Origin of the sequence: Mycobacterium sp. IS-1496 (assembly GCF_001499995.1) — a bacterium.
Lineage (GTDB): Bacteria > Actinomycetota > Actinomycetes > Mycobacteriales > Mycobacteriaceae > Mycobacterium.
The window spans coordinates 41,391-61,925 of sequence record NZ_LQIU01000019.1 but is presented as its reverse complement, the minus strand read 5'-3'; the positions used below and the strand labels follow the sequence as shown (position 1 = coordinate 61,925).

General features: G+C 68.4%; 20 protein-coding genes. 6 read left to right on the top strand and 14 right to left on the bottom strand.

Features of this window, described 5'->3' with window-relative positions; genetic code table 11:
* Positions 1–34: 34 nt before the first annotated feature.
* Complete coding sequence (locus AU195_RS12030; RefSeq protein ID WP_059159293.1) at positions 35–1,525, top strand: flavin-containing monooxygenase; 1,491 nt, start codon at positions 35–37, stop codon at positions 1,523–1,525.
* A 33-nt stretch (positions 1,526–1,558) separates the two neighbouring features.
* Complete coding sequence (locus AU195_RS12025) at positions 1,559–1,825, top strand: DoxX-related protein (RefSeq protein ID WP_059159292.1); 267 nt, start codon at positions 1,559–1,561, stop codon at positions 1,823–1,825.
* Here the strand turns inward: AU195_RS12025 and AU195_RS12020 are convergent.
* Positions 1,792–3,039 carry a TetR/AcrR family transcriptional regulator gene (locus AU195_RS12020; protein ID WP_059159313.1) on the bottom strand — a complete coding sequence of 416 codons (1,248 nt, stop codon included), beginning with the start codon at positions 3,037–3,039 and terminating at the stop codon, positions 1,792–1,794. The genes AU195_RS12025 and AU195_RS12020 overlap by 34 nt on opposite strands.
* A 120-nt stretch (positions 3,040–3,159) precedes the next feature.
* Here AU195_RS12020 and AU195_RS12015 point away from each other — a divergent pair, with 120 nt between their 5' ends.
* Genes AU195_RS12015 through AU195_RS12005 form a run of 3 tightly spaced genes read left to right on the top strand, consistent with a single transcriptional unit; the run spans position 3,160 to position 6,066 of the window.
* Positions 3,160–3,498 carry a hypothetical protein gene (locus tag AU195_RS12015; RefSeq protein WP_059159291.1) on the top strand — a complete coding sequence of 113 codons (339 nt, stop codon included), beginning with the start codon at positions 3,160–3,162 and terminating at the stop codon, positions 3,496–3,498.
* A 9-nt stretch (positions 3,499–3,507) separates the two neighbouring features.
* Positions 3,508–4,755, top strand: a complete 1,248-nt coding sequence (locus AU195_RS12010) for an APC family permease (protein WP_059159290.1) — start codon at positions 3,508–3,510, stop codon at positions 4,753–4,755.
* Between the two features lie 6 nt (positions 4,756–4,761).
* Positions 4,762–6,066 (top strand): uracil-xanthine permease family protein, encoded by a 1,305-nt coding sequence (locus AU195_RS12005; RefSeq protein WP_059159289.1) that lies wholly within the window; start codon positions 4,762–4,764, stop codon positions 6,064–6,066.
* Positions 6,067–6,071: 5 nt separating this feature from the next.
* Here the strand turns inward: AU195_RS12005 and AU195_RS12000 are convergent, their stop codons facing one another.
* From AU195_RS12000 to thiO, 12 genes are all read right to left on the bottom strand, one after another.
* On the bottom strand, positions 6,072–7,355 hold the full coding sequence (locus AU195_RS12000; RefSeq protein ID WP_059159288.1) for a hypothetical protein: 1,284 nt from the start codon (positions 7,353–7,355) through the stop codon (positions 6,072–6,074).
* Positions 7,356–7,843: 488 nt separating this feature from the next.
* A complete protein-coding gene (locus tag AU195_RS11995; protein ID WP_059159287.1) occupies positions 7,844–9,286 on the bottom strand; it encodes a M20/M25/M40 family metallo-hydrolase in 1,443 nt (480 codons plus the stop codon).
* Positions 9,286–10,791 (bottom strand): M28 family metallopeptidase, encoded by a 1,506-nt coding sequence (locus AU195_RS11990; RefSeq protein ID WP_059159286.1) that lies wholly within the window; start codon positions 10,789–10,791, stop codon positions 9,286–9,288. Before AU195_RS11990 ends, AU195_RS11995 begins: the two co-directional genes overlap by 1 nt.
* A 51-nt stretch (positions 10,792–10,842) precedes the next feature.
* Positions 10,843–11,820 (bottom strand): HTTM domain-containing protein, encoded by a 978-nt coding sequence (locus AU195_RS11985; RefSeq protein ID WP_059159285.1) that lies wholly within the window; start codon positions 11,818–11,820, stop codon positions 10,843–10,845.
* Positions 11,817–12,347 carry a hypothetical protein gene (locus AU195_RS25695; RefSeq protein ID WP_157531116.1) on the bottom strand — a complete coding sequence of 177 codons (531 nt, stop codon included), beginning with the start codon at positions 12,345–12,347 and terminating at the stop codon, positions 11,817–11,819. The genes AU195_RS11985 and AU195_RS25695 overlap by 4 nt, the downstream gene beginning before the upstream one ends.
* 48 nt (positions 12,348–12,395) lie before the next feature.
* The gene (locus AU195_RS25690; RefSeq protein ID WP_059159283.1) at positions 12,396–14,105 is read right to left on the bottom strand and encodes a hypothetical protein; all 1,710 of its coding nucleotides are present in this window, start codon (positions 14,103–14,105) and stop codon (positions 12,396–12,398) included.
* 630 nt (positions 14,106–14,735) lie between these two features.
* Complete coding sequence (locus AU195_RS11970; protein ID WP_059159282.1) at positions 14,736–15,476, bottom strand: DUF2705 family protein; 741 nt, start codon at positions 15,474–15,476, stop codon at positions 14,736–14,738.
* Positions 15,476–16,378 carry an ABC transporter ATP-binding protein gene (locus AU195_RS11965; RefSeq protein WP_059159281.1) on the bottom strand — a complete coding sequence of 301 codons (903 nt, stop codon included), beginning with the start codon at positions 16,376–16,378 and terminating at the stop codon, positions 15,476–15,478. The genes AU195_RS11970 and AU195_RS11965 overlap by 1 nt, the downstream gene beginning before the upstream one ends.
* A complete protein-coding gene (locus AU195_RS11960) occupies positions 16,375–17,133 on the bottom strand; it encodes an SGNH/GDSL hydrolase family protein (protein ID WP_286149223.1) in 759 nt (252 codons plus the stop codon). Before AU195_RS11960 ends, AU195_RS11965 begins: the two co-directional genes overlap by 4 nt.
* A gap of 10 nt (positions 17,134–17,143) precedes the next feature.
* Positions 17,144–17,902 carry a thiazole synthase gene (locus AU195_RS11955; protein WP_059159280.1) on the bottom strand — a complete coding sequence of 253 codons (759 nt, stop codon included), beginning with the start codon at positions 17,900–17,902 and terminating at the stop codon, positions 17,144–17,146.
* Entirely contained in the window at positions 17,895–18,092 is a 198-nt protein-coding gene (gene thiS / locus AU195_RS11950; RefSeq protein ID WP_059159279.1) for a sulfur carrier protein ThiS, read from the bottom strand. Before thiS ends, AU195_RS11955 begins: the two co-directional genes overlap by 8 nt.
* Positions 18,089–19,105 carry a glycine oxidase ThiO gene (gene thiO, locus AU195_RS11945; RefSeq protein ID WP_059159278.1) on the bottom strand — a complete coding sequence of 339 codons (1,017 nt, stop codon included), beginning with the start codon at positions 19,103–19,105 and terminating at the stop codon, positions 18,089–18,091. The genes thiS and thiO overlap by 4 nt, the downstream gene beginning before the upstream one ends.
* Positions 19,106–19,244: 139 nt before the next feature.
* Here thiO and thiE point away from each other — a divergent pair, with 139 nt between their 5' ends.
* A complete protein-coding gene (thiE, locus tag AU195_RS11940) occupies positions 19,245–19,928 on the top strand; it encodes a thiamine phosphate synthase (RefSeq protein WP_059159277.1) in 684 nt (227 codons plus the stop codon).
* Here thiE and AU195_RS11935 read toward each other — a convergent pair.
* Positions 19,912–20,418, bottom strand: a complete 507-nt coding sequence (locus AU195_RS11935; RefSeq protein ID WP_059159276.1) for an NUDIX hydrolase — start codon at positions 20,416–20,418, stop codon at positions 19,912–19,914. The genes thiE and AU195_RS11935 overlap by 17 nt on opposite strands.
* Positions 20,419–20,535 lie beyond the last annotated feature (117 nt).

Below are 20,535 nucleotides of genomic sequence, written 5' to 3'. Positions count from 1 at the left end.
TCGGCGCCACCGATACCTGGGGTACCGTCTACTCATGACTTCGCAGCAGTATGACGCGGTCATCGTGGGTGCCGGGTTCGCCGGAATCGGCGCTGCGATCCAGCTCAAACGGATGGGCTACGCGAATTTCGTCATCCTCGACCGCGAGGACGACCTCGGGGGCACCTGGTACGTCAATCACTACCCGGGCCTGGCCGTCGACGTCCCCACCACCACCTACAGCTATTTCTTCGAGCCGAACCCGAAGTGGTCGCGGCTGTTCTCCACCGGGGCGGAGATCAAGCAGTACGCCGACGACGTGGCCGACAAGTACGACGTCCGTCGCCACATCCGCTTCAACACCGCCGTCGAGGGCGCGCGATGGGATGAGGAAGCGAAGCTCTGGCGCGTCGCGCTCGCCGACGGGCAGACGCTGAGCACCCGCTATCTCATCACCGCGACGGGCTTCCTCTCCCAGCCGCGCATGCCCGACATCCCCGGCATCACCTCGTTCGAGGGCCGGGTCATCCACACCACCGACTGGGACGACAGCTTCGACCCGGCCGGCCGCCGCATCGGGATCATCGGCACCGGCGCCACCGCGGTCCAGCTGATCCCCGAACTGGCCAAGACCGCCGGCGACCTGACCGTCTACCAGCGCACCCCGATCTGGGTGGCGCCCAAGGTCGACGTGCGCATCTCCGAACGCACCAAGCGGCTGTTCGCGCGGGTCCCGCTGCTGCAGCGGATGGTCCGGGCCGTCACCGACACGATCTACGAGCTGATGATCACCGTCGGCGTGGTGAACTACAAGGTGCCGCTGTTCCGGCGCCTGAACATGTCGGCGATGGACCTGTGCAAGCTGAACCAGTTCATCGCGATCCGCGACAAGGAACTGCGCCGCAAGCTCACCCCCGACTACGACATCGGCTGCAAGCGGCCGACGTTCTCCAACAGTTACTTCCGCACGTTCACCAAACCCCACGTGCATCTGCAGGCCGACGGGATCGACCACGTCGAGGCCGACGGCATCGTCAACGCCGACGGGACCAAGACCGTCATCGACACGCTGGTGCTGGCGACCGGGTTCGACCTGTGGGAGGCCAACTTCCCCGCGATCGAGGTCATCGGCCGAGGCGGCCGCAACCTCGGGAAGTGGTGGCGCGAAACGCGTTTCCAGGCATACCAGGGTGTGTCGATGCCCTACTTCCCGAATTACCTCAGCCTGGCCAGCCCGTACGCGTTCCTCGGTCTGAACTTCTTCAACACCATGGAGTATCAGATGCGGCTGATGGACCGGCTGTTCACCGAGGTGCAACGCCGCGGCGCGACGACGTTCGAGGTGACCGAGGAAGCCAACACCCACTATCTCGAGCGGATGACCGAGGCGCTCGGCAGTTCCCTGTGGACGCTCGGAAACTGCGCCTCGTCGCGGTCCTACTATTTCAATCCGAGCGGCGAACCGTCGCTGCTGCGCCCGATGTCGACCCGCGACGCCATCAAGGAAGCGTCCGAGTTCCCATTGAGCGACTACCAGATCGCCTGAGCGACCATCAGATTGCGTGAGAGAGGACCATCCGTGCCGCAGAAGGACAAGCGCGCCGCCAAGCTGACCGGCCTGGCCATCGCCGGAATGGGTCTGGCCCATTTCGCCCGTCCGCAGGTGTTCGAGCCGTTGACCGTGGCAGCCTTCCCGCAGAACACGCGTCGTCATACCTACACCAACGGCAGCATCGAGACGGTGGTCGGTCTCGCCTTGGCCGGTAGCAGGACCCGCAAACTCGGCCTCGCCGGTCTGCTCGGATACGTGGCCTACTTGGCGGGCAACACCGTTCGCAGGCGGTAGCCGCCGAGCAAGGTCAGGTCCATCAGCCCCGCGACGAGCGCCCGGGAGTAGGGCGAGTTGCGGTAGTGCACCAACCGGCCCAGGTCGATGGTGACCGCCAACGCCGCGTAGACGGCGAAACGGGCTTGTCCGGCAGTCCATTCCGGGCGCAGCGTCACCACCAGGTCGGCCCAGGTCTCGACCGTCGAGCGCTGCAGGTTGCGCAGGATCTGCTGATCGGCCGGTGACATGTTGAGGCGTTCGGTGTAATACACGTAGTCGAGCTCGGGCTCGCTGAACGACCTGGCCACGTGGCCGTCGATGAGCTTGGCCAGCGCTTCCTCGCGGTCGGGGGTGGTGTCGAGGATGACCGACATCTCCGCCGACCAGCGATCGGCCGACCGGCGGAAGGCCCCGGCCAGGATGTCGCTCTTACCGGAGAAGTATCGGTAGATGCCCGAGGCGGGCATGCCCACCGCGGCCGCGATGTCCTCCATCGAGGTGTCGCGATACCCCTTCTGGTTGAACAACCGCATCGATTCGACCAGCAGCGCTTCGTATTTCGATCGGTGTCCCGTGGCGGTGGTTCCCGGCGGCTCCGGCATGTCGGACAGGGTGGGGAATTCGGCAGGGACGAGAGCCACGACGAGTTCGGCCAGCAGCGGCCGGACCTGACCGGCGGGCAGTTTGGCCCGGTGGTCCACGATGCTGCCGAGCACGCTGATCATCGCCGTCGACAACGTCCACCGCTGCCGAGAGTCGAGTTCCGGGCGCAGGGCGCGCAGCGGTTGCTGAAACCGGCGGTGCACCGTGCGGATCTGCGAATCGAGGGTCGCCTGGTCGTCACCGCGCAGGAAGCGCGCCTCCCAGCGATACAGACCGCCGGACTCCCGATTGGCCAGTGCGGTGTCGCACACCGCGGTGGCCAGGTGGACCAGCGTCTGCTGCGGATCACCGGTGGTGTCGCCGCCGAACTCCTCGTCGACGAACGCGGTGGCATCGACCAGTTGCTGCCCCAGCGCCAGGACCGCGTCGCGGAACAGTTCGTACTTGCCGGTGTAGTGGCGGTAGAGAGCGGCCGCCGATATCCCGACACGCGAAGCGATCGCGTCCATGCTCACCCCGTGGTAGCCCAGCGCACTGAACGCCTCGGCGGAGGCCCGGGCGATCTGGGCTTTGCGGTCCTTGGGACGGCGCCGAACACCGTCACCGCGGCCGGGCGGGGTGGGCGCCATGCCGAACACACTAACGCCGCACGTCGGTACAACCCCTGGGGACGGAGGAGATTCTCATTCGGTGTCGACGGCGACCGAGAATGGACGTTAACATCGTGGGAGGTCTCGGAGGGGGTAATCGTGTCGGCACGGGCTTGGTACGTCGCCATCGGCGGCGCGATCATGGTGGCCATCGGCTTGTTCGCGCTGCGCTTCCCGGTTCTGATCGACGCTTATGACCAGTGGGGCTGGCAGGTCGAGTGCGGAAGCGGATTCGTCGCCAACCTCACCCAGGCGGAGAACGCCGCAGTCGACGGCGCCGACTTCGTCGCCTCCTGCCAGGACGCCCTGCTGATCCGCCGGCTGTGGACCATCCCGATGATCGCGCTCGGCGTCGTCGCCCTGCTCGCGGTGTTGCTCACGGTGACCGTGGCCCACCACGACGAGGATGAACTCGTCACCGATCGTGAAACTCCCTAGCATTTCGGTGTGAACGCACCCGGCGGCCCGACGCTGTCGCGACGGCTCGGCCTCACCGACGCGATCGTCATCGGCCTCGGCGCCATGATCGGCGCCGGCATCTTCACCGCACTCGCGCCCGCGGCCGCCGCTGCCGGCGGTGGCCTCCTGGTCGGGCTGGCCGTGGCGGCGGTCGTCGCGTACTGCAACGCCACCTCCTCGGCGCGCCTCGCCGCCCGCTACCCGGAGTCCGGCGGCACCTATGTGTACGGCCGGGAGCGGTTGGGACGGTTCTGGGGATATCTCGCGGGCTGGGGTTTCGTCGTGGGCAAGACCGCCTCGTGCGCGGCGATGGCGCTGACCGTCGGCGTCTACGTCTGGCCCGACAACGCGCGTCTGATCGCCGTCGCGTCGGTGGTCGCGCTCACCGCGGTCAACTACGCCGGAATCCGGAAGTCGGCGCTGCTCACGCGGGTCATCGTGGCGGCTGTCCTGGCCGTGCTCGCGAGTGTGGTCGTGGTCATCCTCGGTTTCGGCGGACCGGTGAGCGGCCGGCTGGACATCGGGGCGGACGTCACGGTCAGTGGTGTGCTGCAGTCGGCCGGGCTGTTGTTCTTCGCGTTCGCCGGGTACGCCCGCATCGCGACCCTCGGCGAGGAGGTGCGCGATCCGGCGCGGACGATCCCGCGGGCCATCCCGATCGCGCTGGGCGTCACGCTGGCGGTCTATGCGGTCGTGGCGATCGCGGTGCTGGCCCAGTTGGGCGGCTCGGCGCTCGCCACCTCGACGGCCCCGTTGGCCGACGCGGTCCGCGCCGCCGGCTTCTCGGGGTGGGTTCCGGTCGTGGGTGTCGGCGCCGCCGTCGCCGCGCTCGGCTCGCTGCTCGCGTTGATCCTCGGCGTCTCGCGCACGACGCTGGCGATGGCGCGCGACCGGCATCTGCCGGCCGGACTGGCCGCCGTGCACGCCCGCTTCGGCACGCCGCACCGGGCGGAGGTCGCGGTGGGCGTCGTGGTCGCGGTGCTGGCGGCGACCGTGGATCTGCGGGAGGCGATCGGCTTCTCGTCGTTCGCGGTGCTGATGTACTACGCGATCGCCAACGCTTCGGCGTGGACGCTCGGCTACCGCGTGGTCCCGGCCGTCGGGCTGGCCGGCTGCCTGCTGCTGGCGTTCGCGCTGCCGTGGACATCGGTGATCGCCGGCGTCGCAGTGCTCGCGGTGGGCGCGCTGGCTTACGCGGTACGCCGCGCGCGGAGCCCCGGCGACGATGCAAGATAGGCAACCGTGATCTCAGCCAAGACCAGGTGGACGTGGAAGCCTGTCGAATCCCGCTCGGACGCGGACTTCGTCGTCGCACCGGACGAACGCCTGAGCTGGGCCCGCACCATCGGCCTCGGGGCACAGCACGTGGTGGCGATGTTCGGCGCGACGTTCCTGGTGCCGGTGCTGACCGGCTTCCCGCCTGCCACCACCCTGTTGTTCTCGGGCGTCGGCACGATCCTGTTCCTGATCATCACGGGCAACCGGCTTCCCAGCTACCTGGGCTCGAGCTTCTCGGTGATCGCACCCGTCACCGCGGCCGCGGCCGAGGGCACCGGTAGCGCACTCGGGGGCATCGTTGCGCTCGGCCTGGTGCTGATCGCGATCGGCGGCGTCGTACACCTGGTCGGCACCCGCTGGCTCGACGTCACCCTCCCGCCGGTGGTCACCGGCGCGATCGTGGCGCTCATCGGGTTCAACCTCGCCCCCGCCGCGAAGACCAATTACGAGGCGGGTCCGGTGGTCGCCACCGTCACGCTGGTCCTGCTGGTGGCCACCCTGGCCTTCTTCCGCGGCATGATCGGCCGGTTGGCGATCTTCCTCGCGGTGCTGATCGGCTACCTGCTCGCGCTGGCACTCGGTGAGGTGGACACCTCCGCGATCGCCGCGGCCCCCTGGCTCGGTTTCCCCGACTTCGAGGCGCCGTCCTTCTCGCTCGCCGTGTTGCCGATGTTCCTGCCCGCGGTGGTCGCGCTCATCGCCGAGAACATCGGACACGTCAAATCCGTCGGGCAGATGACCAAGACGGACATGGACCCGCTGATCGGGCGGGCGCTGGCCGCCGACGGGGTCGCGACCACGCTGGCCGGCTGCGGCGGCGGATCCGCGACCACCACGTATGCCGAGAACATCGGCGTCATGGCCGCCACCCGGGTGTACTCGACGGCCGCGTACTGGGTGGCCGCGGTGGTGGCGATCGCGCTGTCGCTGTGCCCCAAGATCGGCGCGGCGATCTCGGCCACACCGGCCGGGGTGCTCGGCGGTGCGACGGTGGTGCTGTACGGGTTGGTGGGCATCCTGGGTGTGCGGATCTGGCTGACCAACCACGTCGACTTCTCACTGCCGATCAACCAGATGACCGCGGCGATTCCGCTCATCATCGGCATCGCCGACTTCACTTGGCAGGCAGGCGAACTCACGTTCACCGGCATCGCGCTCGGCTCGATCGCCGCACTGCTGGTCTACCACGGGATGCGCCTGCTGGGCCTGCGGACGAGCCGGGCGGAACGCTCGGCCGGAAACCAACCGAGCGCTCCGCGAACCGCGTGACGGGTCTAGCCGGCGTCACCCGATGGCGAACCACTCTCGGACGCCGAGCCGCCCTCGGACGCCGAGCCGCCGTCGGACTCTGAGTCCGAGGAACTTCCAGGCTTCGCGGGCTTGCTCGACTTCCCGGTGAGGGTCGCGGCGGCGCGTTCGAACCCGTTGCGGACGTCGTTGACGGCGCCTTCGACGCCCTTGCGAAGCTCGTTGAGCGGATCGGTCTTCTTCGTGACGACGGTCTCGGATCCCGCGGCGAGCTCATCGTCGCCATCCTCGACCACTGCCTCCTCATCCACTGCCGCGGACTCCACGGCAGCCGGCACGTCGGCGGTGAGGGTTGGCGCCGAAACGTCGGTCCCGGCATCGGATTTCGGCACCTCGACAGAATCCGACGCAGGCACCACGTCCACCGTGACAGTGGTCGTGACCGTCTCGGTCGCCTCGGCGCTCACTGCTGCGGACCGCGCTGCGCTCGACGCGGGCGCGATGGCGTTCGCGATCATGTCGCGGGCGCTCAGGAGCGCAGCGACGAGACCCTGGTCGTAGTTGTACGGCGGGGTACCCGGGTTGAGCAGTCGATCCAGCACTGCCGCGGTGATATTCGCGCTGCCGGTGGTGATCGCGTTGATGAAGCCCTCGGGGTCGCCGGCTTCGGCGGCGGCCAGGAGCGCTTCCGCGGCTCCGCCGACGGCGGTGTTGAGCGCGTACGCGGTCTGCAGCGGCAGGAGCCCGATGGTGAGCAGGAACTCCTGGTCGCCGAGTAGACCGATCACGTTCTGGGCGCTGACGAACGGTTGTTGGAGCACGGCCACCAGGTCCTGGAGGACGCCGTCACCGAAGAAGATGCTGTCGAGCAGCGGCCCGATGACCGGCGACAGCGCGAGATCGAACAGGGTGTTCAACCCCAGGGTGATCTCACCGGCCGAGAACTGCTCGAACGCGGTCTCGAGCCGTCCCGGGGCCTCCGCGAGTGCCGTCTGGAACGACTCCCCGAACACCCCGGCGATCTCACCGAGCGTCTGGGCGCTGGCGACCTGGTTGGCCAGGATCTGCTCCAAGATCGGCGCGGGGTTCGCGAACACACGCTGACCGAGCGCGCCGGTGTCCTCGAACGCCTTCTCGAAGATCGGCGCGAACAACTCGAACGGGTTGACGAGTGCGTTGAGCTCGACCGCCGAGGACGCGATCGCCGGCACCTCGACGTCTGGAATCGGCACCACCGGGCTGAAGGCGATGGCGCCGGCACCGGCGAGGGCGACGCCAGCCGACACGTAAGAGCGAATAGCGGCCTGCATTCAATTCTCCTTTGCTCGTCCCCACCCGGTCCAGAAACCTACCTGAGAGTAAGATAAAAGCAAGCACGAATATGCAGATCAGAGCTGCTCGGCCGGACGACTATCTGTGACCGGGCGCAAATATCCAGAAAACGAAGTTCGCTGTAACACTGGGCGATACCGCCTGGGATCCTCCATAGCTAACTAGTTGTATGTACAAATGCCAGTGGTGCCCGCAAACTGCCGCCACGGCATGCGCGCCGAGCCGACCGAGTTCGCTGAGAAGTGAAACCGCGGGCCCTACGCACGGATTACTCGTCGGTAACAAGCGGTCTATGTTGTGGAACACGTTTGCCGGTTCGTTATGAACTGGCTCACATGCCCGGAACCCGGCTAAACCGCGTCGAACCGCCCAGGCCCATCGCAGCAACTGCTGCTCGACAAATCCGCCGGGTTGTCCAGTTCGCTGTCGCGAGAGGCACTCGTGTAAACAACGATATCGGTGGCGGCTACCGCGCCCTGCGGTCGCGCCGATCGCGCGGGGGGACGCCGTTGACGCCGTCGGTCGACTGGGCGTACGTGCCCACCGCGAAGGCCACCACGGGCGCCATCACCCCCAGCGCGTGGCGATCGACGTTGTCGACCGTGTCCCGCCGGGTGTGGTAGTTCGGGTCGAACGGCACGTCGGCCCGACCGCCCCAGAGCCGAGCCTGGACCGCGGTCTTCTGTTGTGTCGCACCAGTTGTCGTACCACCGAACGGAACCCCCGCGGCCATGAACGGGTGGTAGTCGGTCTGGCCGCTCAACGCCATGTCCGCGGGCCGCACCCCCGCCTGGTTGAGATACCCCGCGAGCAGACGCTCGATCCCCGCCGACCCTTCCGGGACGGGCACCGGCGCCGTGGCGGCGGACTGGTCGCCGTCGTAGGTGAAGTACCCGGCGTTGGGTGAGCCGACCATGTCGAAGTTGAGGTACAGCGCGATGTCGTCGAGCTGCCCGTCGTCGAGGCCGCGCAGGTAGGCCCGGGACCCCTCGAGACCGATCTCCTCCGAACCCCAGAACGCGAACCGGACCGCGTTGTCGACCTGCGGCGAACTCCCCAGCTGCAGGGCGGCCTCCAGGACCGCGGCCACGCCGGTGGCGTTGTCGTTGATACCCGGTCCGCTCGACACGCTGTCGAGGTGTGCGCCGGCCACCACGACATTGCGGGTCTCCCCGGTTTTCGTCTGCGCCAGCACGTTCCGCGACTTCGCCATCACCGGTTGCCCATCCAGACGCAACCGCACCGGGGCCGACGTGCGGCGCAGGGCGGCGTCGGCGTCCGCGTTGATGATCCCGACCGGGACGGTGAGTTCCCGGTAGTACCCGGGCGTGAACAGTCCCGGTGGGCTGCCGCTGCCGGCACGGCCGGTGACCACGAGCAGACCGACGGCACCCTTGGCGACGGCGACGTTCTGCTTGACCACCACCGAACACCCGGTGTCGTCGACGACCACGATCGCGCGGCGGACGTCGACCCTGCCGTAATCGCCTGCGCTGCAACCGGCCGGCTTGCCCGGGCGCAAAGTGACGGCGTCGAGTCCGCCGGGGCCGGTGTCCACCAGCAGCGACGCCTTCTCCACCGGATGACCGCGGCCGTTGACGGTCAGCTTCGGCGCTCCACCACGAGTGCCGCCGTAGCGGTCGAACTCCGGGGTCTGCACGTCGAACCCCTTGTCGCGCAGCAGGTCGGTCACGTAGTCGACGCTGGCGTCGAACCCGGCCGTTCCCTGCGCGCGGTTGCCGCCGTGGCGTTCGGCGATGTCCTGCAGCGCCTCGAGGTGGGTGTAGAGCGCGTCCACGGTGACCTTGCCCGCCAACTCACCGGCCGAGACCCTCGGCGGCGGAGCGGGTGACGAGCAGGCCACCGCCAGCGCCGCCGCCACAATGGGCACAACCCAGCGGATACGCATCAGGTGCCGACGGGATGACGGGTGCGGTCGTCGCGGATCGGAACACCGTTGCGTCCGCGTTGATCCTGGGCGTACAGCCCGACCGCGTACGCGACGCCGCCACCGTTGATCTCCATCGCGGTGCGGTCGATGTGCGCGAGGTCGTCGCCCTCCTTGTGATAGTTCGGATCGAAGGGCTTTTCGGCTTCACCGCCCCACCGCTGCGCCTGCTCCGGTGTCTTCTCCTCTTCGGCGCCGGAGAACAGGCCACCGGCCGGGATGCCGGCGAGGGTGAAGCCGTCGTAGTCGGAGCGACCGTCGAAGCTGGTGTCCTCGGCCGGTTTACCCGCATCGTCGAGGTACTGCGTCATCGTGCGTTCGATACCCGCCGACCCTTCCGGCACCCGCGGTGACCCCGCCTCGGGATTCGGGGGTGCGGACTGATCGCCGTCGTAGGTGAAGTAACCGGGATTCGGTGAGCCCAGCATGTCGAAGTTGAGGTAGAGCGCGATGTCCTTGAGCTGTTCCTCGTCGAGCGACTGGACGTAGTCCTGTGATCCGAGCAGCCCCTGTTCCTCGGCGCCCCAGAATCCGAAGCGCACCGCGTTGCGCACGTCGGGTTCGACCCCCAGTTGCAGCGCCGTCTCGAGGACCGCGGCGACACCGGAACCGTTGTCGTTGATGCCCGGGCCTTCCGGAACGCTGTCGAGGTGCGCCCCCACCATGACCACGTCGGAGGTGGATCCGGTCTTGGTCTGTGCCACCACGTTCCGGGTGCGCTCGGTGCGCACACCGGCCTTCAGCCGCAGAGTGGTCTCCGCCGGGGCATCGCGCAACTCACCGCCGATCGCCTTGGTGACGCTGACCGCGGGGATCTTGACGTCGGTCTCGTCGCCGAGGGTGCCGTTGACCACGTCACCGTCGACGTTGTTGACCACCACCAGCGCCACCGCGCCGCGTTCGGCGGCGATGGTCTGTTTCACCCCGAACGGGCACTCGCCGCGATCGACGAGAACAATCGCCCCCTGCACGGACAACCCGTCGTAATCCGAGGCGGTGCACCCGGGCGAGTCTTCGACGCGGGCGGGCACCAGCGGCCCTTCGACGCCCTGCGGGGCGGTGCCGACGGTGTACTCCAACGGTTTGGCCGCGATGGCGCGGCCGCCGACGGTCAGCTGCGGCTCCTCCGCGAAGGGCAGCCGAACCTCGAAGTCGGGAGTCTGCACGTCGAAACCCTTGTCGCGCAGGGCATTGGCCACATAGTCGACGCTCGCGTCGTAGCCCGGTGTGCCGAGCGCCCGATTGCCGCCGTGCGCGTCGGCGATCTCCTGCAGTTCGGTGAGGTGGCCCATCATCGCGTCAACGGTCACCTTCTCCTGCAGCGCGGCGCCGAACTCTCTGGCCTCGGGTGCGGTTTCCTGGGTGGACGGCGATGGCGCAGGGGCCGCTTCCCTGTCGCCACCACACCCGGTCAACCCTGCGGTGACGGCCGCTATCGACAGCACCGCCAGCATCTCGCGCACCATTGCAACCACGTTAGCGGCTGAGTGTCGGGGCCCGGTGGGATTGAGCGGGGGTCAGCCCACCGTGGCGCCCTCCGGCTGCGGTTCCCGCTTGGCGTGCCGGCCTGGTGCTTTCGCGAACGGCAGCCTGGCCGCGACGCTGTCCGCGATGGCTTTCGAGCGCTCACAAGGGATGAACGCCAGGTAGAGCACGAAGACCGCGAGGCTGAACAATCCGATCGCCATGCTGAAGAAGATGGACAGATGCAGGACGACGCCTCCGGCCAGCACCCACGGCCGCCATCGTCGGTTCCAGACCATCAGACCGATGGCGAGTTCGATGACCAGGGTGCCCCAGCTGAGCAGGTTCGAGATCAACAGGGTGTCGGTGACCCAGCTCGGGGTCGTGAAGAAGAGCAGGTCCCGCTGCCGCAGCGAGTACGCCACCGCCGTGCCGGCCTGCCATGTCTCACCGTGCAGCTTCGCGACCACCGTCGACACGTAGATCACCGAGACCTGGATTTGCATGAGTCGGATCGGCCACACAGCCCGGACCTCGGCATTCCGGAAGCTGCCGGTCCGTCGGCGCTGATCGAGTGACAGCGCCGCTCCGCAGGGAGCCAGCGCGACGAACAAAGCCTCGATGCGAAGCAGTACGTCACCGGCGTTCATGACGAACGGGTTCCGCCGCTCGAATGAGACGAGGAGCACAAAGACGAGAATGGCTGCGAGTCTGCTGTGCCATCCGACCGTCAAGGCGAGCGAGGCGGCCAGCAACACGATCCAGCCGATCAGCACGGCGCGGTCATCCGGCAGCATGCGGAACAGGCTCCAGGTGAAGTCAGAAGTCGGCGGTCGCGGCACCACACCGGAAGGACCGAACAGGTCGTCGAGTGCGGGATACAGCGACAGTGTCCACGCAGTCATCAGCAGCCCGAAGGCGATTCGGACCAGGCCGAGGGTGTGGGCGGGCTCCGTGCCGAACCAGAACCGCTGCCACGCACGAGCGGACTGGCGGACAGCGCCGTCGACGCGGGCGCGCAGGAATATCATCGCGCCGGATTCGCGGTCTGGCCGGCAGTGCGCGGCGACACCGGGGGCTTCGAGTCGTAGATCAGCCGGCGAAGTTTCTTGGGTGCCCCCTCCGCGGGAAGGGGAAGGGTTTCGCTTTGCACGACCATGAGGACGCGGACGGCCCGTTCCCCTGGTTCGGTGACATCGCGGACGACGTAGCGGGCGAGGCCCGGACGGAGTTCTTTACGCCGGATCACTTCCTCTTTCAGTTTGCGCCAGCGGTATCCCGGCAGTGACCGGTCGGCGTCGAGTCGCCACACGCGGTCCTCCCCGTCGCTCATGATGACGTGGACTTCGACTTCGGTGAGCTTGCGAGGCGGGTTGGGGGAGAACACGCCCCAGCTCTGGTCGAGTCCGGTGACCCGCATGATCGGCGCCAGCACCTCGGCGGCGGCGTCCTTGATCGACGAGTCGGGAAGGGACCCGACGACCGCCGTGGCCACGAGCAGCGTGACCAGGAAGCTGATCGCCAATCGTTTGATGCGCGTGAACTTTTCCGATGGCACGGCGGTTTCGGCCGCGGACCGGGGTTTGACCAGGTACACCATGACCGCCTAGAGCTCCCACCACCCATTTCGACCGGGGACACCGTCGCCGCCGAAGATCAGGTCACCGAATCGGTGGATCACCTCCTGGATGAAATGAACGACGCTCCAGAACAAGTCGCTGAGGAATTTGAAGAAGCGTGCGATCGGGCTGGGTGTCGGCTTGCTGTCGGTGGAGTCGGAGCCATCGCTGGCGTCGACGCCGTCGGTGGCATCGGTGCTGTCCAGTACAGAGTCGACCGTGTCGAGCACGCCGTCGACCGCACTGTCGACCAAGTCGCCCACCCCACCGTCGGGGGTGTCGGAGCTGTCGTTCAGGTCGAAGGCGGTGTCCACGGCATCGACCGCCCCATCAACAGCGGTGTCGAGGGTGTCGGTCAGATCGGTGTCGTCGACCACATCGGTCACATCAGCACTGTCGGCGACCTCATCGACGGTGTCCAGAATCCCGTCGACCGCACTGTCGACCAAATCCCCCACCCCACCATCCAGGGTGTCTGAGCTGTCACTGACGTCGAGCGTGGCGTCGAGCGCATCCAGCGTCGAATCCGCCGTATCCGCAACACCATCAACAGCGGTGTCGAGGGTGTCGTCCAGAGCGCTGTCCAGGCCGTCCACCACGTCATCAACCGCGGCGTCGACGGTGTCGGTCAGGTCGGTGCCGTCGACCACATCGGTCAGATCGGCACTGTCGGCGACCTCATCGACGGTGTCGAGAACCCCGTCGACCGCACTGTCGACCAGATCCCCCACCCCGCCATCCGGGGTGTCCGACGAGTCACTGACGTCCAGCGTCGCGTCGAGCGCATCCAACGTCGAATCCGCCGTATCCACAACACCATCAACCGCGGTATCGACAGTGTCGTCCAGAGCGCTGTCCAGGCCGTCCACCACACCATCAACCGCGGCGTCGACAGTGTCGGTCAGATCGGTGTCGTCGACCACATCGGTCAGATCAGCACTGTCGGCGACCTCATCGACGGTGTCGAGAACTCCGTCGACCGCACTGTCGACCAGATCCCCCACCCCACCATCCGGGGTGTCCGACGAGTCACTCACGTCCAGCGTCGCGTCGAGCGCATCCAGCGTCGAATCCGCCGTATCCGCAACACCATCAACCGCGGCGTCCACGGTGTCAGTCAGATCGGTGCCATCGACCACATCGGTCAGATCCGCACTGTCGGCGACCTCATCCACGGTGTCGAGAACCCCGTCCACCGCACTGTCGACCAGATCGCCCACCCCGCCATCCGGGGAGTCCGATGAGTCACTGACGTCGAGCGTCGCGTCCAGCGCATCCAACGTCGAATCGACGGTGTCGTCGAGCCCATCGACCGCTGAATCCACCGCGTCCGTGAGATCGGTCAGGTCGGTCGCGTCGGTGACGTCCAGCGTGTCGTCGAGACCGTCCACCAGATCGCCGATGTCGAGATTACCCAGATCAAGGCCGCCACCGCCGAGGTCGAGCAGACCGCGCGCGCCGACACGACTCTTCGGAGGTGCTTGATCGCCACCGTCGGTCGCGGCCGTCGCATCGTCGTCAGAAGTGGACGACTCACCGACGCCGTCCGTATCACTCGTGGCGGATCCGTCGGACCCATCCAATTCACTGCCGCCGGCCGGCGCAAGCGGAAGCATCCCCGTTCCACCGGGCGCGGAGAGTAGCTGGATGGCCGGCACCTGAGGCGCCTGGTAGTAAGCGGTGACCGAGAGCGCCATGCCACCGGCGAACAATGCGCTCAGAGTCTTCTTCACGGTGGCCCCCGCACTGGGGAGTTCGGCCTTATCCGGTCCCGGAGTTTCGTCCGCCGGCCGTAGAGAATGCTTACCCATAGTGCCCCGACCCTTCTGTCCGGCGCTGCCCTAAGTCGCCCGGTAGTGGGTCAAACTATGTCCATGCTTTCGCACTTGTCAATATTCGCCACGAACTTGACTACAGAACCAAATCGACCGGACGCAGAATTTGCATCTGCAAGCGACTGGTTCCGCAGTCCACGCGTCGCACGGCACAAAGAGCAAAGAGCCTGAACCTCGGTTAGCGAACATCAGCGCGCATCTCCGCACGGTGAACAGCGTAGATGTGCGGCGCAACGAACTGTTACACCCGTTGTCGGCATGCGAGCAAGCGCAGAACTTTCATATCACGCGGCAACCCAGTGTTCGACCGAATCGCCTATATTGCTTGCGAAAAGCAACGTAAGGTGGGGCCTCAAGTATCAACAATCAGTTTGCTCAAAAACCCGCGAGGGTGGCCTACGCGCGCGGGTTGCAGCACGTCACACGGCGCGATGCACTCGGGGAAGCCAGAAGTTGCTCGCGCCTTCACAGCGCAGCTCCCAAGTGGGCCCGCTACGGGTCGCGCCGGTTGATGTCCGCGACGGCGATGACGGCCACCACGGCGGTCACCGCGGCGAAGTACAGCAACGCACCCATCGGACCCCACCACATCGCGAACGTCTGCAGTGACGGCACACCGGTGAAGGCATAAGCGTTCGCGAACGGCAACAGCGGGCCGACCTTCTCCCCCACCTGCGGCAGCGTCCCGACCAACGGTTCCACGACGAACGGCAGCAGCAGAAGGATCGCGATGACGCCTGCGCTGTGCCTCACCAGCACTCCCAAGCCGACGGCGAGCACGGCGCCCAGCGCGGCGAAGAGGCCGACCGCTCCGGCGGTGCGCCACACCGCCGATTCTGTGAGCGAGAGCTCAGCGGCTTGACGATCCGTGCCGACCACCCGCACCGACACCACCGCCGCGACAACCGTCAGCGCGGCGGTCAAACCCGAGAACCACGCAGTGACAAGGGCTTTCGTCCACAGCACATAGGTGCGGCGGGGCATCGCGAGGAACGTGGTGCGGATCATGCCGGTGCGGTACTCGCCCGTGACGGTCAGCGCTGCCAATATCAACAGGACGGGAACGCCGAACGTCGCGACGCCGACCGCCGCGCGTTCCGGCTCGATCGGCGTCCTCGCACTGCCCACCGATGCCTGTATCGCCGCCAGCCCGACGCTCAACACCACGACCGTCAGCACCGACCACACCGGCGCCCGGGTGGTCCACAGCTTGAGCAGCTCGGCGCGCAGCATCAGCGCTGCGCCCGGAAGTCGACGGCCTGATCGGTCAGCGCCATGTACGCCTCCTCCAGCGACGCACGCTGAATGCTCAACTCGTGCAAAGTCACTCCGTGTCGCGCCGCCAGCTCACCGACCTGCTCGGTCGACGCGCTGTGGACCAGTACGGCCGAATCCTCGACCGTCGACGACAACCCCGCGGCGGTCAACGCGTCGCACAACCGGTCTCGGTCAGGGGTCCGCACACGCACGGTCTCCAGGCCGGCGCGACTCACGAACTCGCCGACGGTCGTGGCCGCGATCAGTCTGCCGCGCCCGATCACCAACAACCGGTCGGCTGTCTGCGCCATCTCGGCGAGCAGGTGGCTGGACACGAACACGGTGCGCCCCTCGCCGGCGAGGTCGCGCATCAGCGTGCGGATCCACCGGATGCCCTCCGGGTCGAGGCCGTTGACCGGCTCATCGAACAGCAGTACCTGCGGATCGCCGAGCAGAGCAGCCGCGATCCCGAGTCGTTGAGACATCCCCAACGAGAACGCACCCGCCGGCTTGCCCGCGACGTCGGCGAGGCCGACCATGCCGAGAACGTCGTCGACACGCTTGTCGGACAGCTTGTTACTGGCGGAGATCCACCGCAGATGCGCACGCGCGGTGCGGGTGGGGTGGACCTGCCTGGCGTCGAGCAGGGCACCCACCGTCCGCAGCGGGTGCCGGTGTTCGCGGTACGGCCGGCCCAGCACCGTGGCGGTCCCCGCGCTCGGCCGGTCCAGCCCGAGGATCATCCGCATGGTCGTCGACTTGCCCGCACCGTTGGGGCCCAAAAAGCCGGTGACGACACCGGGTTCCACGGTGCACGTCAAATCGTCGACGGCGCGAACCCGGCCGAATCTCTTCGTGAGACCGATCAACTCGATCATCGCGGCGACTCCACCGCGGCGACCACCAGATCGGCCACCGCGCGCATCCCGGCGGCGTTGGGATGCAGGGGTGCCGGCCGACCGGGCCACGGGATACCCGGCCCGGTGGTCCAGGGCTCTGCCGACCACGCGTGGTGGGCGCGGCTGGCCTGCGCGGCACGGACCCAGCCGCAGCCCGCGTCCGCGGCGGCCCGACCGGTCAGCCGCTCGAGCGTGTCGGCGATCCGCCGGCCCAGCGCCGCATCGACACCCGACAGCGGTCCGACCGGCTGACCGGGCGGCGGCAACAACGTCAGGTAGTCGACGAACAGCACCTCGGCGTTCGGTGCCCTGCCCCGTACCGCGCGGGCCACGCGGTGCAGCGCTTCGCCGACCTCGACCAGTGCGCGGTCCCGGGCGGTCGGGTCGAAGAGTGCGCGCACCGGCGGCAGCCAGCGGACCGGCCGTGGAAGTCCGGCGGCCATCAGCATGGGCACGTAGCCGACGTCGTTGCCACCGATCGTGACCGTCACCAGGGCCTCGGTGCCGTCGAGCGCCTCGATCTGCGGCGGTGTGCCGTGCTGAGGTTCGTCGAGGACGTTGGCGGTGGTGGCCCCCGAATAGGTGACGTCGGTCAGGTCGAGGCCGAGGCGTTCGGCCACCAGGTGCGGATAGTTGCGCGCCGAGCGGCCCGCACGGAACGGCGCGCCGTCGGCCGACGGCCGAATACCCGGGCCCGCCGCCATGGACGAACCCAGCGCCACGTAGCGCGTCACAGTGCCGGACTCACAGAGCCGGACTCGACGCCTGCGCCCAGAACCGCTTCGGGATGCGACCGGCGTGGCGGGCGAGGTGACCCGCGGTCACGGCGGCCGCCATCGCGGCGGCCATCGCCGGCGGATCGGCGGCCCGCGTCACGGCACTGGCCAACAACACGGCGTCACAACCCAATTCCATCGCCAGCGCGGCGTCACTGGCGGTTCCGATGCCGGCGTCGAGGATCACGGGCACGTTCGCGGCGTCGACGATCATCTCGATGTGGTGCGGGTTGGCGATCCCCAGACCGGTGCCGATGGGCGACCCCAACGGCATGACCGCCGCGCAGCCGATGTCCTCGAGTCGCCGGGCGAGCACCGGATCGTCGTTGGTGTATGGCAGCACGGTGAAACCGTCGTCGACGAGTTGTTCTGCCGCCCGGACCAATTCGACGGCGTCGGGCAGCAGGGTGCGCTCGTCGGCGATCACCTCGAGCTTCACCCAGTCGGTGCCGAGCGCCTCCCGGGCGAGCTGCGCGGTGAGCACAGCCTCCGCCGCCCCGCGACACCCCGCGGTGTTGGGCAGCGGGCTGATCCCCAGTCGGTGCAGCAGTTCGAGTACGCCGGTGCCGGTTTCGGCGTCGACGCGCCGCATCGCGACCGTGGTCAGTTCGGTGCCCGACGCGATCAGCGCCTGTTCGAGTACGGCGAGATTGGCCGCCCCGCCGGTGCCGAGGATCAGGCGCGACCCGAACTCGCGGCCGGCGATCGTGAGTGTCTGGTCAGCCACCCTGCACCGCCGTGACCACCTCGACGCGCGCCCCGTCACGCAGCGGCGTCTCCCATTCCGACCGCGGCAGCACCGACCAGTCGACCGCCACCGCAATACCCTTCTCGGGGAAGCCCATTCGGGCCACCAGCTCCGCGACGGTGGTCTGCCCGTCGAGGTGGACGTCTTCGTTGTTGACGGTCACGTTCATGTCCTGGCTCCCTGTGTCGTCTGCAGTTCGGCGGCGACCCGTTCGGCTGTCCACGGCGCCAGCAGGAAGCCGTTGCGGCCGTGCCCTGCTGCCACCAGTGTGCGCTCGTCGAGCCATTCGACAAGAGGCAGCCCGTCGGGCGTCATCGGTCGCAGCCCCGCCGCGCACTCGGCGAACTCGTACTCCCCCAGCGCCGGCATGACCGTGCACGCGTCGTCGAGCAGGTCGCGCACCCCGGTCACCGCGGGGGCGGTGTCGCGGCCGTGCTCGTACTGGGTGGCGCCGATGACCACGCCGTCGGCGCGCGGCACCAGGTACACCTGCCTGCCGTGGACACGGGCACGAACCACCCGGCGCGGGACGGGCATACACCCGCGCCGCCAGCGCAGCCGCAGCACCTCGCCCTTCACGGGGCGGATAGGCAGGCCGGGCCACAGCGTCGGGGCGTCGACGCCGTTGGCGAGCACCCTGGAGACGACGTCGTCGACGGCGGCGAGATCGTCGACCGGCGGCGCCCACCGCACCCCGAGCCGGGTGCAGTGCGCCTCCAGGGCGTCCACGACGGCGCGGTTGTCGACGGCCAGTTCGGTATCGGCGACGAAGCCGTGCCGGATGCCCTGCGCGAGCAGCGGTTCGATGTCCCGGGCCGCTGTGGTGAGCGTGACGGGGTGACCCTGGGCGGCCAGCCATTCGCCGACGGTCTTGAGGTCCGCGGCGTCGGCGCGGTCCACGGCCACCACCAGTGACTCCCGCGCCGTGACCACGTCGGCGGGCAGACCCGCCAGGAAGCCGTCGTGCCACAACCGCAGCGAGTCCAGCCCGATGCGCAGCAGGTCGTGCTCCCCCGGCCAGCCCTCGCTGTGCGGAGCGAGCATCCCGCCCGCCACCCATGACGCACCCCTTTCGGGGCTGCGGTGCACCCGCACCGTCCAGCCGTCGAGCGCAGCGCGGCGCGCGACCGACAGGCCGATGACCCCGCCGCCGATGACGGCGAGAGTCTTGTCCGGTGGCATGGGCCTCCCTTCGCCGGCATGACCCGGATCAGGTCCGACGGTAAGGGCCGGATGATCGGACCCACTCTCAGTCCCGCTGTCCCGGGACTCCCGTGTCGGCCATCAACCCTACCCGCGGTCGAAGCGCTACCGTCGCCGTGTGCGTGAACCCCTCGACCGGCTCGGCCGACGCCTCGAGCAGGCCTCGCTGTACCTGTGCACAGATGCCCGCCGCGAACGCGGTGACCTCGCCGAGTTCGCCGACGCGGCGCTCGCCGGCGGCGTCGACCTGATCCAACTGCGCGACAAGGGGTCACCCGGCGAACGTCGGTTCGGGCCTCTCGAGGCGCGCGAGGAACTGGCCGCGCTCGAGATCCTCGGCGACGCCGCCCGCCGCCACGGCGCGCTGCTGGCGGTCAACGACCGCGCGGACATCGCGCTGGCCGCGGGGGCCGACGTGCTGCACCTGGGCCAGGACGATCTGCCGCTGGCCGTGGCCCGCCGGATCATCGGCGAGAGCCCGTTGATCGGCCGGTCCACCCACGACAGCGCCCAGGTCGGCGCCGCGGTGACCGAGGAGGTCGACTACTTCTGTGTCGGGCCGTGCTGGCCCACGCCGACCAAACCGGGGCGCCCCGCCCCCGGACTCGACCTGGTCCGTGAGGCCGCCGCGCTGAGCACCGACAAGCCGTGGTTCGCGATCGGCGGTATCGACGAGGCCCGGCTTCCCGAGGTGCTCGACGCGGGTGCCCGCCGCATCGTGGTGGTGCGTGCGATCACGGCGGCCGACGATCCGAAGTCGGCGGCTCAGCGCCTCAAGGACGCGCTCACCGCTGGCCGTTGACCATCAGCGGGAAGGCCGCGGTGACGGTCCGCAGGCGCTCCCAACTGGCGGCGAAGCCCGGATGCAGGGGCAGCGCGGCGACGTCAGCTTCGGGAACCCAGCGCAGTTCGGCGCTCTCCCGGTTGGGCACGGTGTGCAGCAGCGCGGGCGCGTCGGCGATCACGGTGGTGTAGGTCCACGACGCGCCACCGGAACCGACGACTTCGGCGGTCACCACGGTGGTCCGCACGGTCAGTTGGTCGGCCGAGAGCCCCGCTTCCTCATGGGCCTCGCGAACCGCGGCCTGTTCGGGTGTCTCGTGGCTGTCGCGGGCGCCGCCGGGCAGACCCCACGTCCCGCCCTGGTGACTCCACGGCGCGCGGTGCTGCAGCAACACCGCGGCCGACCCGTCGGACCGCGGCGCGCGCAACAGCAGACCGGCGGCGCCGTGCCTGCCCCAGTAGCGGCCGCCGCCGTCGGAGAACACCCAGCCGTCACCGTCGCCACGCACCCGTACAGGATAGGGCCGCGCCAACCTCTGCGGCTCCGCTCGATTGGGCGCGAGCCGTGACAGAACCTCTTAGGATTCTTTTATAGAGTCAGACGGTCGGAAAGTTGCCGGATAGAT